General features: G+C 64.2%; 10 protein-coding genes. 5 read left to right on the plus strand and 5 right to left on the minus strand.

All coding sequences use genetic code 11. The features are described from left to right. The first annotated feature begins 182 nt into the window (after window positions 1-182). The 4 genes from rpoB to AC6UAL_RS00195 all read left to right on the plus strand — a co-directional run bounded on the left by rpoB (window position 183) and on the right by AC6UAL_RS00195 (window position 10,315). A complete protein-coding gene (gene rpoB / locus AC6UAL_RS00180) occupies window positions 183-4,253 on the plus strand; it encodes a DNA-directed RNA polymerase subunit beta (RefSeq protein WP_500681325.1) in 4,071 nt (1,356 codons plus the stop codon). A gap of 63 nt (window positions 4,254-4,316) precedes the next feature. Beyond that, a complete protein-coding gene (rpoC, locus tag AC6UAL_RS00185; protein ID WP_500681326.1) occupies window positions 4,317-8,585 on the plus strand; it encodes a DNA-directed RNA polymerase subunit beta' in 4,269 nt (1,422 codons plus the stop codon). Between the two features lie 231 nt (window positions 8,586-8,816). Further along, window positions 8,817-9,416: a hypothetical protein gene (locus AC6UAL_RS00190; protein ID WP_500681327.1), complete on the plus strand. Its 600-nt coding sequence runs from the start codon at window positions 8,817-8,819 to the stop codon at window positions 9,414-9,416. 317 nt (window positions 9,417-9,733) lie between these two features. Continuing rightward, window positions 9,734-10,315 carry a hypothetical protein gene (locus AC6UAL_RS00195; protein WP_500681328.1) on the plus strand — a complete coding sequence of 194 codons (582 nt, stop codon included), beginning with the start codon at window positions 9,734-9,736 and terminating at the stop codon, window positions 10,313-10,315. Between the two features lie 157 nt (window positions 10,316-10,472). On the opposite strand, the gene AC6UAL_RS00200 is transcribed toward AC6UAL_RS00195, so the two are convergent. From AC6UAL_RS00200 to AC6UAL_RS00210, 3 genes are all read right to left on the minus strand, one after another. Beyond that, a complete protein-coding gene (locus tag AC6UAL_RS00200) occupies window positions 10,473-13,451 on the minus strand; it encodes a chondroitinase family polysaccharide lyase (RefSeq protein WP_500681329.1) in 2,979 nt (992 codons plus the stop codon). A 74-nt stretch (window positions 13,452-13,525) separates the two neighbouring features. After that, window positions 13,526-14,683, minus strand: a complete 1,158-nt coding sequence (locus tag AC6UAL_RS00205; protein WP_500681330.1) for a glycosyltransferase family 4 protein — start codon at window positions 14,681-14,683, stop codon at window positions 13,526-13,528. Window positions 14,684-14,750: 67 nt separating this feature from the next. Further along, window positions 14,751-15,296, minus strand: a complete 546-nt coding sequence (locus AC6UAL_RS00210) for a rubrerythrin family protein (RefSeq protein ID WP_500681331.1) — start codon at window positions 15,294-15,296, stop codon at window positions 14,751-14,753. Between the two features lie 420 nt (window positions 15,297-15,716). Between AC6UAL_RS00210 and ppk1 the strand changes: the two genes are divergently transcribed. Beyond that, a complete protein-coding gene (gene ppk1 / locus AC6UAL_RS00215) occupies window positions 15,717-17,804 on the plus strand; it encodes a polyphosphate kinase 1 (protein WP_500681332.1) in 2,088 nt (695 codons plus the stop codon). A 79-nt stretch (window positions 17,805-17,883) separates the two neighbouring features. Here the strand turns inward: ppk1 and AC6UAL_RS00220 are convergent, their stop codons facing one another. Both AC6UAL_RS00220 and AC6UAL_RS00225 read right to left on the minus strand, forming a co-directional pair. Beyond that, window positions 17,884-19,056 carry an LpxI family protein gene (locus AC6UAL_RS00220; RefSeq protein ID WP_500681333.1) on the minus strand — a complete coding sequence of 391 codons (1,173 nt, stop codon included), beginning with the start codon at window positions 19,054-19,056 and terminating at the stop codon, window positions 17,884-17,886. Continuing rightward, complete coding sequence (locus AC6UAL_RS00225) at window positions 19,056-20,300, minus strand: 2-oxo acid dehydrogenase subunit E2 (protein ID WP_500681334.1); 1,245 nt, start codon at window positions 20,298-20,300, stop codon at window positions 19,056-19,058. The genes AC6UAL_RS00220 and AC6UAL_RS00225 overlap by 1 nt, the downstream gene beginning before the upstream one ends. Window positions 20,301-20,330: the final 30 nt, after the last annotated feature.

A 20,330-nucleotide genomic window follows, 5' to 3' on the forward strand; every position in this document is an offset into this window, starting at 1 on the left:
CGCGAAATGCTAATTGTTAACTCAACTTTTATCGTTTCGCAATTGTCAAGATAAGTTCATAAATCGACCCGGGTCTTCCCGCCGCGGGACTCTCAGAAAGGGGGAGCTCCGGGTCGGTTTTATGGTACTGAAACCGAACCCCGCATCCGGATTAGGATGCACAACATCATCTCCGCCACTCCATGTCCAAGCCCAAGCAAGAGCGAATCAGTTTCGGCAAGATCAAGGAGGTCATTGACCCGCCCAACTTGATTGAGATCCAGACCAAATCCTATGAGGAATTTCTCCAACGTTTCACCGAGCCGGACAAGCGGCTCAAAATGGGGCTGCAGGCCGTTCTCACCGAGCACTTCCCGATAGAGAGCTACGACGGGCAGATTAAACTGGAGTACGAATCATACAGCATCTCGCCGCCCCGCATTTCCGACATTGCCGCCATTCGTTCCGGCGAGACCTACAGCGCTTCGCTCTACGTCAAGCTGCGCCTCAAGTGCGGCGACTACTCGGCCGACGAGGACGTCTACATGGGCGAGATTCCGATGATCACCGACCGCGGCACCTTCGTCATCAACGGGGCGGAGCGCGTGATCGTCGCGCAGCTGCACCGCTCGCCGGGCATCTGCTTTGAGAAGTCTCACCACACGAACGGCAAGCCCATTTACTCCTTCCGCATCATTCCGGATCGCGGCTCTTGGCTGGAGGTGCAGTTTGACACCAGCGATCTGATGTACGTCTTCTTGGATCGCCGCCGCCGCAGCCACAAGTTCCTCGCGACCACCTTCCTGCGCTACCTCGGCTACGAGACCGATCGCTCCATCGTCGAGCAGTTCTACACCATTCAGAAGCTCAAGCTCACGGACGTGGAAGGCAGCGAGCTGGAGTATCTCATCCCCTTCGAGGACGTCAAGCACGGCGACGAAAGCTCGCGCAAGGTGACGGTGATCGCCAAGGCCTACGAGCCGCTGAGCTTCGCCGGCATCAAGAAGATGGTCGAACTGGGCATCACCGAGATTGAAGTCATCGACCAGCGCGAAGAGGAGACGCTCGTCAAGACGCTCAAGAAGGACCTCGCGCACGACCGCGAGAGCGCCCTCAAGGAGATCTTCCGCAAGTTCCGCCCGGGCGATCCCGCCTCGGTGCAGCAGGCGGCGACGGCTCTCGATCGCCTCTTCAAGGAGGAGAAGAAGTACGACCTCACGCGCGTGGGCCGCTACAAGATCAACCAGAAGCTCGGGCTCGACGTGCCCGAGGACTGCCGCCTCATCCAGCCGATCGACTTCCTGACGGCCATCAAGTACCTGCTGCGCCTGCGCCACGGCGAGGGGCAGGTGGACGACATCGACCACCTCGGCAACCGCCGCGTCCGCGCCGTCGGCGAGCTTATTGCCAACCAGTGCCGCGTGGGTCTCGCCCGCACCGAGCGCCTCGTCAAGGAGCGCATGACGCTCTGCGACACCACGCGCAACGACATCACGCCCAGCAAGCTCATCAACCCGAAGGCCCTCAGCGCCGTCGTGCGCGACTTCTTCGGCCGCAGCCAGCTCTCGCAGTTCATGGACCAGATCAACCCGCTGGCCGAACTGACGCACAAGCGCCGCCTCTCCGCCCTCGGTCCGGGCGGTCTCAACCGCGATCGCGCCGGCTTCGAGGTGCGAGACGTGCATCCCTCGCACTACGGCCGCATCTGCCCGATTGAGACGCCTGAAGGCCCGAACATCGGTCTGATCAACTCGCTTTGCACCTACGCCCGCATCGACGAGTACGGCTTCATCGAGACGCCCTTCCGCCGCGTTCGCAAGGTGGAGAAGAAGAACGAGCAGGGCGAGGTCGTCGACACCGAGGTCATCATCACCAACGAGGTTGACTACCTGACGGCCGACAAGGAGGAGTACCACCTCATCGCTCAGGCCAACAACCCCATCGACCACGACGACGGCACCGGCCACTTCACCACGCCGCGCGTCACGGCGCGCGAGCACGGCGAGTTCATCGAGGTTGACCCGCGCCGCGTCGAGTACATGGACGTCTCGCCCAAGCAGATCATCTCGATTGCCGCCGGCCTCATTCCCTTCCTCGAGCACGACGACGCCAACCGTGCCCTCATGGGCGCCAACATGCAGCGCCAGGGCGTGCCGCTGATGGTCAATCAGGCACCGCTCGTCGGCACCGGCATTGAGAAGAAGTGCGCGCTGGACAGCTGCGCGGTCATCTGCGCCAAGGGGCCGGGCATCGTCGCTTCCGCCACGGCCGAAGTCATCGTCACCACGCCCGACGGCGAGCTCCCGGTCTCGTCGCAGGTCTGGCTGAGCGATCCCGACAGCGTGAAGAGCGATCCCGACAAGGGCATCTACGTCTACCACCTGCGCAAGTTCATGCGCTCGAACGCCTCCACCTGCATCAATCAGAAGCCCATCGTTTCGCGCGGCGACGTCATCAAGGCCGGCGACGTGCTGGCTGACGGTCCCTGCACCGACGGCGGCGAGCTGGCTCTCGGCCGCAACGTGCTGGTGGCCTACATGTCTTGGTACGGCTACAACTTCGAAGACGCCATCATCATCTCCGAGCGCCTCGTGCAGCAGGACGCCTATACGTCCATCCACATCGAGGAGTTTGAGGAGAAGGCTCGCGACACCAAGCTCGGGCCTGAGGAAATCACGCGCGACATCCCCAACGTCGGCGACGAAGCCCTCAAGAACCTCGGCAGCGACGGCGTCATCCGCATCGGTGCGGAGGTGAAGCCCGGCGATATTCTCGTGGGCAAGATCACGCCCAAGAGCGAGACGGATCTCGCGCCCGAGGAGCGCCTGCTGCGCGCCATCTTCGGCGAGAAGGCTGCCGACGTCAAGGACACCTCGCTGCGCGTGCCCCCGGGCACGACGGGCGTGGTGATGGACGTGCGCGTCGTTCGTTCGAATGCTCCCGGCTCGCCCAATGTCGATGCCGAGAAGGAGACGCAGAAGCAGCGCAAGAAGGTTGTCAGCGAGTACGAGCGCGATAAGGACAGCCTCATCGATCAGCTCACCGGCAAGCTCTCCGATCGCCTGCTCGGCGAGAAGATTCCGCTGGAGGTGACGCGCGCCGGCACGAACGAGGTTATCATCCCCGCCAACCGCAAGATCACCAAGACGCTGCTCCGCAAGCTCGCGGTCTATCACGACCAGATTGAGATGAACGAGAGCCCGGTGCGCAACCAGATCTTCGAGATTATCAACGCCTACGAGCCGCGCTTCGCCGATCTGAACGAAGAGCGCGACCGCCGCCTCGACCAGATTGAGGCCGGTGCGGAGATGGATCCGGGCGTCGTCACCGAAGTCAAGGTCTACATCGCCACGAAGCGCAAGCTCGGCGTGGGCGATAAGATGGCCGGTCGCCACGGCAACAAGGGCGTCTGCTCGCGCGTGCTGCCGGTGGAGGATATGCCCTACCTCGAGGACGGCACGCCCGTCGACCTCATTCTCAACCCGCTGGGCGTGCCCTCGCGCATGAACGTCGGCCAGGTGCTCGAGGCTCACTTGGGCGTGGCCGCGAAGGCGCTGGGCTTCAAGGTGGCAACGCCGGTGTTTGACGGCATCGACGAGGCGAAGATTTGGGACTACATGAGCCAGGCCAAGAAGGTCGAGGGCTTCACGTGGGTGGGCGACGGCAAGGACGGCACGGTGGCCGGCAAGAGCCGCCTCATCGACGGTCTGACGGGCGAGTACTTCCACTACCCCGTCGTGGTGGGCTACACCTACATGCTCAAGCTCAACCACCTCGTGGCCGACAAGGTGCACGCTCGCGCCGTGGGTACCTACTCGCTGGTGACGCAGCAGCCGCTGGGCGGCAAGGCTCAGCACGGCGGCCAGCGCTTCGGTGAAATGGAAGTGTGGGCCATGGAGGCTTACGGTGCAGCCTATACGCTCCAAGAGCTGCTCACCGTGAAGTCCGACGACGTGCAGGGCCGCACGCGCATCTACGAGAACATCGTGCGCGGCGACAATTCGCTCGAGGCAGGCACGCCGGAGTCATTCAACGTGCTGATCAAGGAGATGCAGTCTCTCTGCCTCAACGTTCAGCCCACGGAGAAGAAGGATCGCGAGAACGCGCCGCAGAACACCGACGACTTCTTCGAGCTGCTCGCTTCGGGCGAGGGCCTCGATGATGACGACGATGAGAGCGCCGGCTCCGACTACGAGCTCGAGTTCGACGCCGATCTCGCCGATGAGGACGAAGAGTCCGCGACCCCGGACGAGGACGAGGACTCCGAGATGTAAACCTGTCACCGCTGCCCGCCCCCGTCGGGCGGGCAGCAACCAACCCTTACCCATTCCACTTATATGCCTTTCATTGACCTTAACACAGAGAAGCCCAAAAACTTCGACCAGGTTTGCATCACCGTGGCCAGCCCCGAGGTCATCCTCAGCTGGTCGAGCGGCGAGGTCAAAAACCCTGAGACGATCAACTATCGCACCTTCAAGCCTGAGAAGGGCGGTTTGTTCTGCGAGCGCATCTTCGGCCCGACCCGCGACATGGAGTGCTCCTGCGGCCGCTACAAGCGCGCCAAGAACAAGGGCATGATCTGCGATCGCTGCGGCGTCGAGGTGACGTCGTCGCGCGTGCGCCGCGAGCGCATGGGCCACATCGAGCTGGCGGTGCCGGTGACGCACATTTGGTTCTTCAAGTGTGCCCCGAGCCGCATCGGCCTCATGCTCGATATGAGCGTCAAGAACCTGGAGCGCGTGATCTATTACCAGGACTACGTCGTCATCGACCCGAAGGACGTGGCCGGGCTCGAGCGCGGCCAGCTTCTCTCGGAGGAGGAGTACGATGAGCTTCAGGACGAGTACGGCGATGATGCCCCGGAGGCCGATATGGGTGCCGCCGCCATTCAGCGCCTGCTCGCCACCATTGATCTGGAGGCCCTCATCGACCAGCTGCGCCAGGAGATGGACAAGACCAACTCCAAGCAGAACAAGCGCAAGATTGCCAAGCGCCTTCAGCTCGCTCAGGGCTTCCGCAGCAGCGGCTGCAAGCCCGAGTGGATGGTGCTGACGATTCTGCCGGTCATCCCGCCCGATCTGCGCCCGCTCGTGCCGCTGCCCGGCGGCCGCTTCGCGACCTCCGACCTCAATGACCTCTACCGCCGCGTCATCAACCGCAACAACCGCCTCAAGGAGCTCTCGGCTCTTCAGACGCCCGAAGTCATCAAGCGCAACGAGAAGCGCATGCTGCAGGAGGCCGTCGATGCCCTCTTCGATAACGGCCGCCACGGCCGCCACGTGACGGGTGCCGGCAACCGCCCGCTCAAGTCGCTCTCCGACATGCTCAAGGGCAAGGGCGGCCGCTTCCGCCAGAACCTGCTGGGCAAGCGCGTCGACTACTCCGGCCGTTCGGTGATCGTCATCGGTCCGCACCTCAAGATGAACCAGTGCGGTCTGCCCAAGAAGATGGCGCTCACGCTCTTTGAGCCCTTCATCATCCACCGCCTCAAGGAGCTGGGCCATGTGCACACGGTGCGCTCGGCCAAGAAGATGATCGACCGCAAGGAGGCCATTGTGTGGGATATCCTCGAAGAGGTGACCAAGGGACACCCGGTCTTCCTCAACCGTGCTCCGACGCTGCACCGCCTCTCGATTCAGGCCTTTGAACCGGTGCTCATCGAGGGCTCGGCCATCCGCCTGCACCCGCTGGTCTGCACGGGCTACAACGCCGACTTCGACGGTGACCAGATGGCCGTGCACGTGCCGCTGAGCGTCGAGGCTCAGCTCGAGGCTCGCCTGCTCATGCTGGCTCCCAACAACATCTTCTCGCCCGCTTCCGGCAAGCCCATCAGCACGCCGACGCAGGATATCATTCTGGGTGCCTACTACCTGACGCACACCCGCGCGAAGGAGGTGAAGGAGAAGCAGGACAATCAGCACCTGCTGCCGCTCTTCGAGTCGATTTCCGAAGTCGAGTTCGCCATCGCGGCCCGCAAGATCGGCTACCACGAGTGGATTCGCCTCAAGAACCCGGATTACGGCAAGGAGGGCGAGGCCTTCGACAAGCTCTCCTTCAACCAGGAGAACGTGCACCGCAAGACGATCGTGACGACGGCCGGCCGCGTGCGCTTCAATGAGATCTGGCCCAATGAAATCGGCTACATCAACCGCAACGTCGGCAAGAAGCAGCTCGGCGAGATTATCTGGCGCTGCTACCAGGTCTGCGGCCAGCAGAAGACGGTGGAGACGCTCGATGCGCTCAAGTCTCTCGGCTACAAGGAGGCGACGCGCTCGGGCTGCTCGATCGGTATTGTGGACATGGTCGTGCCCGAGAACAAGAACAAGATGATTGCCGACGCCTACGAGCAGGTCGCCAAGGTGACCGAGCAGTACGAAGAGGGCCTCATCACCAACGGCGAGCGCTACGAAAAGGTGGTGAACATCTGGTCGTCGACGACGGATGCCATTCAGAAGGAGCTCTACACGAAGCTCGAGTACAACGAGGGTTCGGCCGTGGCCAGCCCGCTCTACATGATGGTTGACTCGGGCGCTCGCGGTAACAAGGCGCAGATTAAGCAGCTCTCGGGTATGCGCGGCCTCATGGCCAAGCCCTCGGGTGAAATCATCGAGCGCCCGATTACCTCGAACTTCCGCGAGGGTCTCTCCGTGCTCGAGTACTTCATTTCGACGCACGGCGCCCGCAAGGGTCTGGCCGATACGGCTCTGAAGACGGCTGACTCGGGTTACATGACCCGCAAGCTCGTGGATGTGGCGCAGGACGTCATCGTGCGCGATGAGGACTGCGGCACCGAAAACGGCATCACCATGACGGCCATCTACGACGGCGATGATGAGATCGCCAGCCTCGCGACCCGCATCTACGGCCGCGTGACTTGCGACGACATCATTGACCCGACTACCAAGAAGACCATCGTGGCGAAGAACGAGATCATCACCGACGAGGCTGCCAAGCAGATTGAGAAGGTGGGTATCGAGAAGGTGCGCGTGCGCTCCGTGCTCACCTGCGATCTGCCCAAGGGCTGCTGCGCGAAGTGCTACGGCCTCAACCTCGCCTCGGGCAAGCCGGTGAAGGTGGGCGAGGCCGTCGGCGTCATCGCGGCTCAGTCCATCGGCGAGCCCGGTACGCAGCTGACGATGCGTACCTTCCACGTCGGCGGTACGGCGACGGCTGCGGCCAGTCGTCCGGAGTACGTCTCGAAGGCGGCGGGCCGCGTCATTTACGACGAGAACCTGCGCGATCGCTGCGTTGAGGATGAGAACGGCAACATGGTCGTGCTCTGCAAGAACGGCAGCGTCAAGATCTACGACGCCGAGGGCAAGGAGCTGGAGTCTTACCAGATGGCCATGGGTGCGGTGCTGCACGTCAAGGACGGCGAGCACATCGAGGCCAAGCAGCTCGTGGCCGAGTGGGATCCCTTCGCCATTCCCGTCATTTCGGAAGTCGGCGGTGTGGTCGAGTTCCAGGACATGATCGAGGGCATCACCTGCCGCACCGAGGGCGGCCACTCCGAGTCGGGCCGCGGCACGACGGTCATCATCGAGCACCGTCAGGATCTCGCTCCGCGCGTGATCGTGCACACGGGCAAGGGTGACAAGGACAAGCCGCGCGTCTACTCCATCCCGACGGGCGCCTACCTCGCCGTCTCCGACAAGCAGAAGATCTCTGCCGGTACGCAGGTGGCCAAGACGCCCCGCAAGGTGCAGAAGACCAACGATATTACCGGCGGTCTGCCGCGCGTGGCCGAGCTCTTCGAGGCGCGTCGCCCGAAGGATGTCTGCACGCTCGCGGAGATGGACGGTATTGTCTCGATTGATGATGCGATGATTCGCGGCAAGAAGGTCGTGACCGTCTACCGCGACGCCGAGGCGAAGGAGGCTGCCGCCAAGAGCCGCCGCCGGTCGACGAAGCTCGAGGAGCGTGACGCCGAGGACGGCGCCATCTCGCACAAGCACCTCGTGCCCATGGATCGCCACATCATCGTGCACGACGGCGACTACGTGCGCGCCGGCGAGCCGCTCTCCGACGGCTCGGAGGCTTCGGATGAGATTCTGCGCATCTGCGGCAAGGAGGCTCTGCAGGAGCACCTCGTCAACAAGGTGCAGCAGGTCTACCGCGTGCAGGGTGTGGAAATCAACGACAAGCACGTCGAGATCATCGTCTCGCAGATGCTGCGCAAGGTGCGCGTGAAGGATCCGGGCGATACCGGCCTGCTCTGGGACGATGAGGTCGATCGCACGAAGCTCGCCCGCATCAACAAGGAGACGATCGCCATGAACGGTCGCCCCGCCGATTACGAGCCCGTGCTCAACGGTATCACGAAGGCCGCTCTCAAGACGGAGTCCTTCATCTCGGCGGCTTCCTTCCAGGATACGACGCGCGTGCTGACGGAGGCTGCGAGCTTGGGCAAGGTTGATTTGCTCGAGGGCTTCAAGGAGAACGTGATTCTCGGCCACCTGATTCCGGCCGGCACGGGCTTCAGCCGCTACCGCAACATCGTCGTCGAGCCCGCGCCCGGGGCGGTTCCGGTGCCGCGTGCCATGTACGAGATCGAGGAGGAGCCCGCCGCTGCCGATGATGCGATTTCCGTCGGCGCCGATGACTGATCGGGTCGCGCCGCGCCTCTGACATACTCTCGCCCGCCCGGCTACATGCCGGGCGGGCTTTTTCGTGCCGCGGTTGCTGCGGGAGATGTCCTTCTCGCTGTCCCCGCTGCGGCGGGCGCCGGAAGGGGGAAATGCCGATGATTGTATTTTGCGCTTGATTCTGTTTGAATGTCAGATAGAATAAGGACGTTCACTCTAGCGAACAGGACAACATATACAACTGATATCGACATGAAAAAAACTCACACACTGATGATGGCGACAGCTGCGGCGCTGTTGACCCTGAACTCTTGTAACGATAGCAACGGAGGCGGTGGCAACACGAGCGTGACTCACGCTATTTCAACGACTGATTTTGCCGCCGGAACAGAGTATTACAGCGGTACAATCGGCGGGATGGGGTGCTCGGTGTTGGTCAAGGCGCAGGCCGCTTTGGCGCGGAGCAGCCAGGTGACCGATTTGCCTGCCGGATTGGTTATTGAGGGCGCGGCGGTTCCCTTCGAGTGCTTGGTCTCTTACAGCCTTGAGCCGAATGAGCAGCAGCCGACGACGGCTACGATGAGCTTCAATTTCGCCGGCACGACGGATAATGCACTCAGGTCTTCGTCCGAATTCTGCGAGTTCTGGAATATTGATACCGATGAAAGTGATGCGGATCTCGAGACGGAAGTTGACTACCGTATCGTCGTTGAGTTCCCGTCCGGTGCTGCGACGGCGATCGCGTCCGCTCGCTCCGGCACCTTGGCGGCGACCCCCGTTCAGGGTGTTTTGCACGTCGAGATGGGGTACGGGTCGGGCAACGATTCTTCGGACACGCCCACGCAGCCGTAAGATTTTTGATCTTGTCGGGTTCAACCCTCTCACCGTCCGGGTGAGAGGGTTTTTGCTTGTCTGCGGGCTGCCTCCCGCATCCGAGGCCGCAGCGCAGGAGGAGCTGCGGCGTAGGAGGAGAGGCCGAGGTGAGAGGCCGGGGTGAGAGGCCGAGGTGAGAGGCCGGGGTGAGAGGCCAAGAGCTCGCGGTGCAGAATGCCGCGATTTTGCGGCCTTTCGCGCAGCTTTATCATCACGCGATTCGCTTTTCCCTTGACAGAGCTTTGCGGTCTGCTACAATGCCCGCTTTTGTTCGCGTCATGTTCGCGGGAACAAACATGATCAAACCCCATGAAAAAAACCTTACAACGATGATAGCGGCAGCTACCGCGCTGCTGGGTATGAGCGCCTGTAACGACAGCAATAATTCCAATAACAGCTCCAAAAAGCCTCTCGAGCCGATTACGACGGCAGCCTTCGCCGGGGGCTTCCGGGCTTACTCGATTACAGCGCAAGGGGCGACCTGCCGCTTGCAGGGCAGCAACGGGCAGGCCGGGGATACGACGGCCGACATTCCGGCTCTGGGAGGCTATTTCATCCTTTCCCGTGCTCATCAGAATTACTACTGCGCGATGCGTTACAAGTTGAGTGCTCAGGAGAATGCGACGGAGGCGACCCTGACGCTGAGCTTTAGGACCGACGATATCGCGAAACTCGAGGAGGACGAAGCTTTCAGGTCTTTCTGGCAAATTCCTGAAGGCAGTGAGCTGAAGGACAGTGACACGTATGAGGTCACCTTCGCCTTCCCGGGGGGAACGGCTAAGATGTCTCGGAATGACGCCGAAGTCGGCGTCGGTACCTTCGAGGTGCTGACGTTTGAGCTGCCGACGGAGGATGCTGCTGCTTCCGCTCAGCCCTGAGGAAACAGAGATACGAATCCGATACGAAACCGCTTCATGAAGAAGCCCCCTCTCGCCAAGATCGGCGGGAGGGGGCTTTTGCGCTGCTTGAGAGGAGGGGGTGATGCCGGCGAGGGGGGGGTGATGCCGCGAGGGGGAGGGGAGGCGCTTCGGTCTGTCAGCGGGGAGCGCGTCGCAGTTTCACTTCGACGGGCAGACCGAGGCGGCAGTTGACGTGAAGGCGGCTGTCTGCGTCGCCGACGGGGGTGACGGATGCGCCCGGAGTGGCTTCGGCCAAGCTCCACGAGCCCCGCAGCACGATGTCGCGGGGGCAGGCTCGGCCCTCTTCCGTGACGTTGCGGCCGTGGCGGGGGAGGTGCAGGTCGGGGTCCGTCACGCTGAGGGTCAGGATGCCTTCGCTATTCGTTCGGCAGAGGACAATCAGGCCGGCCGGGAGGCGGCGAAGCGGGCCCTGCGCTACGCTTGCCTCACCGAAGGCGGCGAAGGCGTAGGTGCCGGAGGGTTTGTGGAGGGCCGCGTGAAGCGTGTCGCTGAGTTCGATGATGTCAAAGGGGCTGCGTTTGGCGGCCTGTCGGCGGGCTTTGGCGTCGGGCTGCACGAGAATTTCGTAGGCGTAGCGGGCGTCTGTCGGGGCGCTGCCGTGGTCGAGCCACGCGGTGCGAAACTCGCCCTCTGTTCGTCGCTTGGTTTTGTTGTGGCGCGATTGTTGCAGACCGGAGGTTTCTCTCAGCTCGCCTTCCAGGACGCGGAAGTAGTTGCCCGTGCCGTCGGCCAGCCAGCCTTCGGGGGCCGGAGTTTCGTCGGTGCAGGCTGAGCGCGCACACTGAAAGAGGGTGGTTTCCGTGGGGTAGCGGCTGTTGCCGTTGCGGATGGCCGAGCCGAGGCAGAGCAGGCGGCCGCCGCAGCAAAAGACCGATTTGCGGGCGGTGAAGTCGGGCGTGAAGCGCTTTTCGTCGGCTTCTTGGAGGTGCAGGGCAAAGAGACCCGCCCGCCCTTCCAGAGAGCCGGCGCCCGCAAAGGACTGCGGGTTGTAGGCCATGAGGGTCGAGCTGCGGGGGCTTTCAAGCTCTTCGAGCGGCAGGTGTATCGTCGTGGCGCCCGGTATGCGGTTCCAATCCCAGCCGGGCTCGGAGAAGCCGCTGGCGGCCTGAGAGACGGGCTTGCCGCTGCTGAGGATGCAGACGCTGCCGTAGCTTTGGTAGCGCCCGTAGCGGTTGTCTCGGGTGTAGATTTCGCTGCCCCAGACGTCTTGGTTAAACCCTTTCATCAGGGCTAGGGCTTCGCCGCTGCGGTACACGCCCGCGGCGGCGTGGTTGTAGGCGAAAAAGGCTTCGGGCGCACGGGGGCTGCGCGGGGTTTGTTCGCGCGCGCCGCGCCGGGCCGCGGCGGCGGGCTCGGTCGCGCTCAGTCTTTCGTAGTCGCGCGCAAGGCTGCGTGCGACGCTTCCTTTTTCGAGGGCCGCGAGTCGGGCAAAGGCTTGCGCGCAGCCGTCGGTCATGCCGAAGCGGAAGGGGTGGCGGCCCGAGATTCCCAAGGGCCAGTCGCGCAGGTTGCAGCAGTTGCGCAGGGTTTCCAGAGCGCGGCGCAGTTGAGTGCGCCCGCCCGCGTCGAGGCCGTAGGGCGTGCCTCCGCAGAGTTCAGCGTACTGGCCCACGGCGCTGAGCCCGTCGTTGGCGTAGGCTGGGTAGAAGCCGCTGTGGTGAAAGGTCGTGCCGTCGGCCTTGATGCCGCCCATGGTGCCGGGTGTTGTCTCCAGAGAGGCGTTGAGCCAGCGGGCGAGGCCGCGCAGGTTGCGCTCGCGTTCGTCGGGCTTCGGCTCCATCATGGCGACCATGAGCCGGGGCAGCAGCAGGGTGTTCCAGCTGTCGCAGCGGTCGGCGCGATCGGCTGCCGGACGTTGCCTGACTTCGGGAAGGCCCGACCAGTAGGTGAGCGCGTCGCGTATCCGGCGTCCGGCGGCGTGCCCGGCGATGGTTTCGCGCAGCAGCCAGGCGCTGCGGAAGATGTTGCGGGTGGCGTAGCCGTAGTGGTGGTTGGTGCCCATGCAGCTGCCGGAGGCAAAGCCCTGATCCAGCGCGTATTCCCAGAGCAGCAGGTAGCGCTGCCGCGCGTCGGCGTCGCCGCCGAGGGCCGCGCGAGCCAGCAGGTTCATCAGTTCATCGAGTTCGCGCCAGCTGACTTCGCCCGCTGCGTTGAAGCATTCATCGGCGCAGAGCAGCGGGGCTCCGCAGTAGCCGCTGCCGGCCGGGGAGGGCGCAATGCCGAAGCGTTCCCACAGCCCTGCGAGCCGTTCCCGATCGACGGCGCTGAGCTGCGGCAGGCTCATGGCGGCATCGAGCCGCGCCTCGATGTCGCTCATGTGGCGGCGTGCGCGGGCGTCGGGGCGGCGCAGGGGGAGATCCCAGCGGAGTTGATGCCAGGGCTGGAGCATGCTCCAGTGCCCGAGTTGCAGGGGCTCGACCAAGGCGTTGTCAGGCGTCTGGGCGTCGGGGGTTGTGCGCGGATCGGCTTTGGGCTCCGGCAGCATCACACGATCCAGCCACAGGGTTCCGCCTGCATGCGCTGCCGTGATGCGGCAGGCGACGGGCAGGGCGCTCGGCGGGTTCGCCTGCCCGCTCCGCGAGCTCGGGGCGGGGGCGGCGGCTAGCTCGCGCATGCGGCGAAAGGACATGCGGCAGGCTCGCCAGCCCGAAGCCTGAAGGTGGTAGTCGAATCCGCCCAAGACGCGGCCTTCGGTGTCGAGCATCTCGATGCGCAGGCAGGGGGCGGCGCTTTCGGCTCGGGTCTCGGCGGGATGCTCGCTCGTGCGGCTCGCGGCGTTTTTCGTCGATGCGCTCTCGCTGCGGCTGTGGTAGATCCACATGTTCAGGCCGCCCTGATTCCAGATCGTCCGGGTGATGTGCTGCGGGGGCAGGGCGATGAGCAGAGAATTCCCGGCGCTGTAGCGCCATTGCAGGCTTTGTTTGCCGTCTTTGTAGCGAGCCGAGCTGAGGCTCAGGGAGCTGCCCTCCGTGCAGCTCAGGTCGGCGGGCAGTTGCGGCGCTTCAAAGTTGAGGGTCTGCTGAGCCGCTGCTCCCCCTGCCGATAGCCACAGAAGGAGAGCTGCCGCTGCTTCGCGTACGCGATGTGTCGTCACGGGGTGATGTTAACATGCCGGGCTTTGCGCTTCAAGCTTGAAGGTTTGCAGCGGCGCTTTTGTGCCGAATCGGTTTATGCCGAATCGGGCTGATCGAGGCCGAAGATGCGCGTGAGGGCGCGGTCGACGTGGAAGACGGGCTGCCAGGCGCGGGCGATGGTGACGGCGTCTCGCTCGCCGCGCTGCCAAGCCAGCAGTTCGTCGCGCAGGGCGCAGGCGAAGGAGGCGGGGCTGTCTTGTTCCGAGACGCGGCCGGAGTCTCGCGTGGTGTACCAGATGACGGTGCGGAGGGCTGCCGGGCGATTGCTGACGACGACGGAGCAGCCGCAGCAGAGGGCTTCGGCGGAGACGTTGTGCGAGCCTTCGAAGAGCGACGGGCAGCCTATGATTTGTGCACGGCAGTAGAGCTTATTGAGCTCTGCATTGTCGACGTAACCGACCAGCCTGATTTTCGGGCGGAGCTCGTCGGGGAGTTGGGCATGCCACTCTTTTAATTCGGACGTCAGGTTACCGCAGAGTGTCACGCATGTCTCTGTCGGCAGGGAGCCGCTGAGTTGAGTGAAGAGGTAGGTCAGGGCTTCCGCCAAATATTCCGGCCTTTTTTGGCGTTTGTCATCCCAGCGGCCGATGAGGAGTATTTCCGGGCGCTTCGGTGTGCCGTCGTAGCGTTTGTCGGAGGCGACGGGGCAGGGCATCGAGCGCATTTTATCCGCGATGGCCGGGCCGTAAAAGAAGTTGAAGCGCAGTATGTCGCGCGTGGGAGGCGAGGCGGTGATGTAGTCGGCGTAGCTCAGGTGGCGCGCGCGCAGGAGATCGACCAGAGGGCGTCTGATCATCTCGCGGAGAGCCCGGCCGAGCTGCAGATCGCGCAGGCGTATGCCGCCCCAGAAGTCGCCGCTGCTGTCCAGATGAATCAGGAGCTTGAGCCCGGCCTTTTGAATGGCGCGCGCGATGCTGCGGTAGCGCGGTGCGCCCCAGGAGTAGAGCACGACCGCGTCGATGCCCAGTGTGCGCCACCAGGCCGGGTCGCTGAGTTTTTCGGCTTCGACGCGGATGAGCTGCTCCGTGAGGCTGTCGTCCTCGTAGAAGGGCAGGGGCATGATGCACTTGCTCTCCAGCCCCATCTTGCGGAGTTCCGAGGCAATCAGACCGCTGTCGCGGATGTGAAAAGCTCGGTTGGCGTGAAAGGCGACGGGGGTGCAGGTGTAGATGGCGCGAAGGGAATGACTCACGACCGAAGGGTGAGGGAGAGAGATGGCAGGCGTCGGCGGCAGGGCATGCCGCCGACGCTCGTGAGAATCAGAACTCAAGGAAGCGGCCGACCGGCACGTTGCACAGGTGGCACTTCTCGACGCCTTCAAGGCTGTCGAAGGTCTCGCCGCACATCGGGCAGACCCAGTATTGGGACGGCAGGTTGAGCTTTTCGCCGGATTCCAGCTGGCGGATGGCGGCGGAGTAAAGGCGCGCGTGCGATTTCTCGGCTTCCATGGCCCAGGCAAAGCCCGTCTTGGCCTGCGTGGCGCCGTCGGCTTCGGCCTGAGCAATCATGGGCGGATACATCTCGGTGAACTCGTACACCTCTCCGGCGCGGGCGGCTTTGAGGTTTTCGAGCGTGGTGCCGAGTTTGATGTTGATGTCGAATTGCGGCAGCTCGGCACCGAGTTTCGCCAGCGCGCGGGCGTGGTTGCCGGCGTGGATGCGCTCGGCTTTGGAGGCGGCCTCGAAGAGTTTGGCGATCTGCGGGTAGCCTTCCTGCAGGGCTTTGCTGGCGTAGGCGGCGTAGGTGGCGCAGGCGGTGCTCTCGCCGATGAGGGCGGTGCGGAGGTTGTCGATGGTTGTTGTCATAACGTCGTCATTGTAGCACAGCCGGCCGACATGACAAGCGCAGAGTGTGCCCCGACGCCCTAATTTCTCCGCGCTTCGGGCGGGCGGATGAGCGGGCGGGGTGCTGAGCAGGCGGGTAGCCGAGCGACGGGGGATGAGCGACGGGGAACCGAGTGGTTGGGCGGGGTGCCGGGCGAAGAGGCCGGGCGGCTGGTTGGGTGGCTGGTTGGGCGGCTGGTTGGGTGGCTGGTTGGGTGGCTGGTTGGGTGGCCAAGTGGGCGCCGGACAGTTGAGCGTGGCGCCGGACTGTTGGACGGCCGGACGGTTGGTGATGCGGCGTCGGCCGATGTGAGCTTTTGGACGCATCAGCATTGTGCGCTTGACCGAGTGCGGCGGCCTGTGCTAGCATGAGAGGGTACGTCGGAGGCTTTGGAGGTGACTATGTACATCAATCGCGAGATTTCATGGCTGGAGTTTAATCAGCGGGTTCTGGATCAGGCTCGCCGCACGGATCTGCCGCTCTTGGAGCGCATCAAGTTTCTCGCCATTACGGCGAGCAATCTCGATGAGTTTTTTCAGGTGCGCGTCGGCGGTTTGATGCTGCTGCATCAGTCGGGCAAGCTGACGACGGATCCGGCCGGGCTTTCGCCGCATGAGCAGCTGGAGAGTATTCGCGTCCGCGTGGCTGACATGGTGCGGCAGCAGTACGCGCTGATGAATGATGAGCTGCTGCCGCTGCTGCGCCGCGAGGGGCTTTCGCCCGTTGCGATGCACGAGCTGCCCGCGGCTTCGTACGCCGCGCTCGAACAGCTCTTCCGCGACAATGTTGCGCCGCTGCTCACGCCGCTGGCGATGGAGGTCGAGCAGCCGCCGACGCTCCCCTCGCTCAGCCTTATTATCGCGCTGGAGCTCGGGCACGGCGAGAGCGAGGAGACGCGCTTCGTCGCGGTTCCTCTGCCCGAGTCGCTGCCGCGCCGCGTGCACTCGGCGGCTCTCGGCAAGGAGGGGTACGTGATGCTGGAGGATTTGGTGATGAGTTTCATCGGCGGGCTTTTCCCGGGGGAGCGCGTGCTGCACGCCGTGCCGTTCCGCGTGACGCGCAACGGCGATATTGCCGTTGTGGAGGCTGAGGGCGGAGACTTCGCCCGCGAGATGGAGGAGGTGCTCGTCGCCCGCAAGTTCTCCGGCTGTGTGCGCCTCGAGCTGCCCGCAGAGGCGCCGCGCGATTTCGCCGACCGCATCGCGGCAGTTGCCGAGGCGGATGAGACGGCGATGACGGATCGCGTGCCCGGCATGCTGCGCCTCGTCGACTGGGGCTCTCTGGCCTTTGAGCCCGGCAATGATCACCTGAAGATTGAGACTTGGCTGCCGGTGTATCCGGCGTCGGTGGATCCGGGCCTGAGTATGTTTGAGAATATCGCCCAAGGTGATATTCTCATCAACAATCCCTATGAGAATTACGAGCCTGTCGTGCGTCTGGTCGAAGAGGCGGCTGATGATCCCGATGTGTTGGTGATCAAGCAGGTGCTCTATCGCACGGCGCATCACTCGCGCTTTATTGCCGCTCTCTGTCGGGCGGCGGAGAACGGCAAGCAGGTGACGGTGCTCGTCGAGCTCAAGGCGCGCTTTGATGAGGGGCACAACCTCGTGCAGGCGGAGCGCCTGCAGCGCTCGGGCGTGCAGGTGGTCTACGGGGTGCGCGGGTTTAAGACGCATGCGAAGATTTTGCTCATTGTGCGCCGCGAAGACGGTTCGCTGCGCCGCTATTGTCATTTCGGCACGGGGAATTACAATGAGAAGACGGCGCGCATTTACTCGGATCTTTCGCTGCTGACCTGCCGCGAGGAGCTGGGGGCGGATGCGTCGCAGTTTTTCAATTCGGTGACGGGGCTGACGCGCCTGATGGAGTTCCGCCGCCTCTACGCTTCTCCGGCGATGATGAAGGCGCGTTTGCTCGAGCTGATCGAGGGCGAGATCAGCCGCGCCGAGCGCGGCGAGCGCGCCTATGTTCGCGCCAAGATGAACTCGCTGAATGATGCCGAGATGATTCGCGCCCTCGATCGCGCGGCGGATGCCGGGGTGGAGGTGAGCCTCAATGTGCGCGGTATTTGCTGCTGGGCGCCGTCGACGGCGAAGGCGCGTCGGCATGCACACTTGGTGAGTATCGTCGACCGCTACTTGGAGCATGCGCGCATTTTCAGCTTTCACAACGGCGGCAATGCGCTTGTCTATATCGCGAGTGCCGACTGGATGAACCGCAACCTCAATCGGCGCGTGGAGTTGATGATTCCGGTGCTCGATCCGGCTGTGGCGCGTCGCGTGACGGAGATTCTGGATGCCTGCTTCCGCGATAATACGCAGGCTTACCTCATCGAGCCGGACGGCTCTTCGCACCCCGTCCGCAGGGTCGGCAAGGCTTTTCGCATGCAGGAGTACCTGCACCGCCGCGCATCGCAGCAGGCGCGATCCCGCGCGCAGGCGAGCCAGCGCACGCTCGTGCCGCATTTGCCCCGCAAGACGCAGGGCTGAGCGGCTCGCAGGGGAGAGGGCCGAGTGGACAGAGTGGGCAGAGGGCAGAGGGCAGAGCAGGCTGAGCGGCGGCCGGGTTTTACTCGGGCAGCTGCACGCCTGCGCGGCGGGCGCAGCGGCGCAGCTCGGGCGTGAGGTGCAGGGCGTCGGTGCCGCCCATGACCATGGGGGCGGGCGGTGCACAGCGCCGCCCCAGCAGCAGGTTGCCCAGCCAGTTGAGCAGGCGTGCAAAGCGCAGGCGCTTCATGTAGGCTCCGGCGCGTGCGAGGCACTTCTCGGGGCCGTCGGGATCTTCGACGGCAATGACGACTCCGTCGCAGACGATGGCGCTGTGCCCGATGCCGAGGCGTTCGATTTGCTCGGCGATGAAGCGTGCGTGCTCGAGGTCGCTCGCCATGTGCCCGGGTTCGCGAAGCGTCGGGCCGCCCGAGGGCACTCGGCGGGCGTGCAGCGTGATGCCGTGGTCGCGGCAGAGGCGCAGCACTTCGTCGCGCTGAAAGATGATGGTGCGATCGGCTTCAATCGCAATGTGATTCACGCCGGCATCCAAGCAGTTGCGGATGGTGCTCAGGCCGATGCAGGGCACATCGAAGCGCATGTCGTGCCCGGGTTTTGTCACCTTGCAGAGAGTGACGGGCGCCCCCCGATGTCCTCCGGATTGCAGACATTCATTGGTGCCCTTGAAGGCTTCGACGCAGGTGAGCCGCTCCCCCTGCACGACGACGCTTTGCCCGATGTCGAGGCGAGCGATTTCTCGCGCCAGCACGAGCCCGGCGTCGGCTTCGCGAAGCTGGGCTTCGGTGGGTGCCGGGCCGGCGAGGTGCCCTTCGCCGGGCACGCGCTCCTCCATGAAGGTGGTGGCGGGCAGCACGGTGATGCCGATGCGCGCCAGCTCGGTGCAGATGGTGCCGAAGATGGTGTGGGCGTTGCGCCGATCGAGCCCGGCGAGCAGGCGGCGGGCCATCGCATCCGGCCAGAGGGTGTAAATCGACGACGGGCGAATCTGCCCCGCCATCATCAGATGCGTCACTTTCTGCGCGCAGAGAAAATCGCGGATGCGCTCGACCGCGCCGATGCGGAAGCGCACACAGAGCTCGCAAAGCTCCTCAAGCCCCTTGGGTGCCGAGCCCTTGAGCGCCAGACAGACCACGCGCACGCCCGCGCGCCGCGCGCCCTCCAGCACCAGCCGCGGGTATTCCCCCGCGCCGGCAAAGACGGCGAGCGTACCGATCTGGTCGGGCAGGACGGGCATCAGAGCTTGTCGGGGTGCTCCAGGTAGCAGGCGATGCGCTGCATCAGCCGGCCGATGTCTCCGCCGTCGACGACGCGGTGGTCGAAGGAGGCGACGATGCGCGCCTGCTCGACGGGGATGAAGCACTCGACCTCATCGCTCCACACCGGCACCTTCTGCACGGCTCCCACGCCCAGAATCAGACTCTCGCTGGGCAGGGGCATCGGCGTGCCGTCCGTCAGGCCGAAGCCGCCGAAGTTCGTCACCGTGGCGATGCCGCCGCCGAGGTAGGCGTCGTCGAGGCGGCGCGAGCGAGCCTGAGCGACCACTTTGTTGTATTTGTCGATCAACTCGTCGAGCGTGTACTCGTTGACGCCGCGCATCACCGGAACCATCACGCCGTCCGTCACCTGAACCGCCACCCCGAGGTCGATGCGCTTCGGCGTCAGAATGCGGTCGCCGACCATGTAGCCCGCGCACTCCGGAAACTCCGCCAGCGCCAGCGCCAGCGCGCGCAGGAAGTAGAGCGTGATGCCGGGCTTGCGCGGGTGGTGGCGGCGGTGCAGCAGCACGGGAGCCATCAGAATCGGCCTGCCCGCGCTCGCAATCGGGCGCCTCCAGGTGCGCTGCATGCTGCTCGAGACGCTGCGCCGCATCGGCGAGGCTTTGCGCGACGGCCAGCCGTCCACGTAATTGAGAAAGTGTTCGAAGTCGTCAATGGTGATGCGTCCGCCCGCACCCGTGCCGCTGATGAAGCCCAGATCGGCCTCGGTGATGCCCAGCTCGTCCATGCGCGCGCGGATGCGCGGCGAGAGGTAGTGAGCCCCGCGCACCCCGATGGGCACGGGCAGGCCGCGCCCGTCGGCGCCCGCTGCGGCAATGGCCTCGCGGTACTCTCCCTCGGTGCGGAAGTGGGCGGTATCGTCGCCCGACGGGCTGTCGGCGGCGGGGGCGGAGGGCAGGGCGCTGCCGGCGGCCTGCATTTGCTCGAGCGTGTGGGCTCCGGAGCGTTCAATCTCCTCCGCCGTCGCCTCTATGATGCCCATCACGGTGCCGACGGCTACCGTCTCCCCCTCGCTGACCGAGAGACTCGCAATCGTGCCGCCGCAGGAGCAGGTCACGCCCATCACGGCCTTGTTTGTCTCCACCTCAAAAACCTCCTGATCAGCCGCGACGACATCGCCCGGCTTCACCAGCAGGTGCATGATGGTGGCTTCAGCAATGGATTCGCCCAACTGGGGCATCAGAATCGGTACTTGAGGCATGGCAGAGAAGATGAATGAGAGAGTAAGTGC

It is taken from the genome of Candidatus Parakkermansia intestinigallinarum, assembly GCF_944389695.1.
GTDB classification, from domain to species: Bacteria; Verrucomicrobiota; Verrucomicrobiia; order Verrucomicrobiales; family Akkermansiaceae; genus Akkermansia; species Akkermansia intestinigallinarum.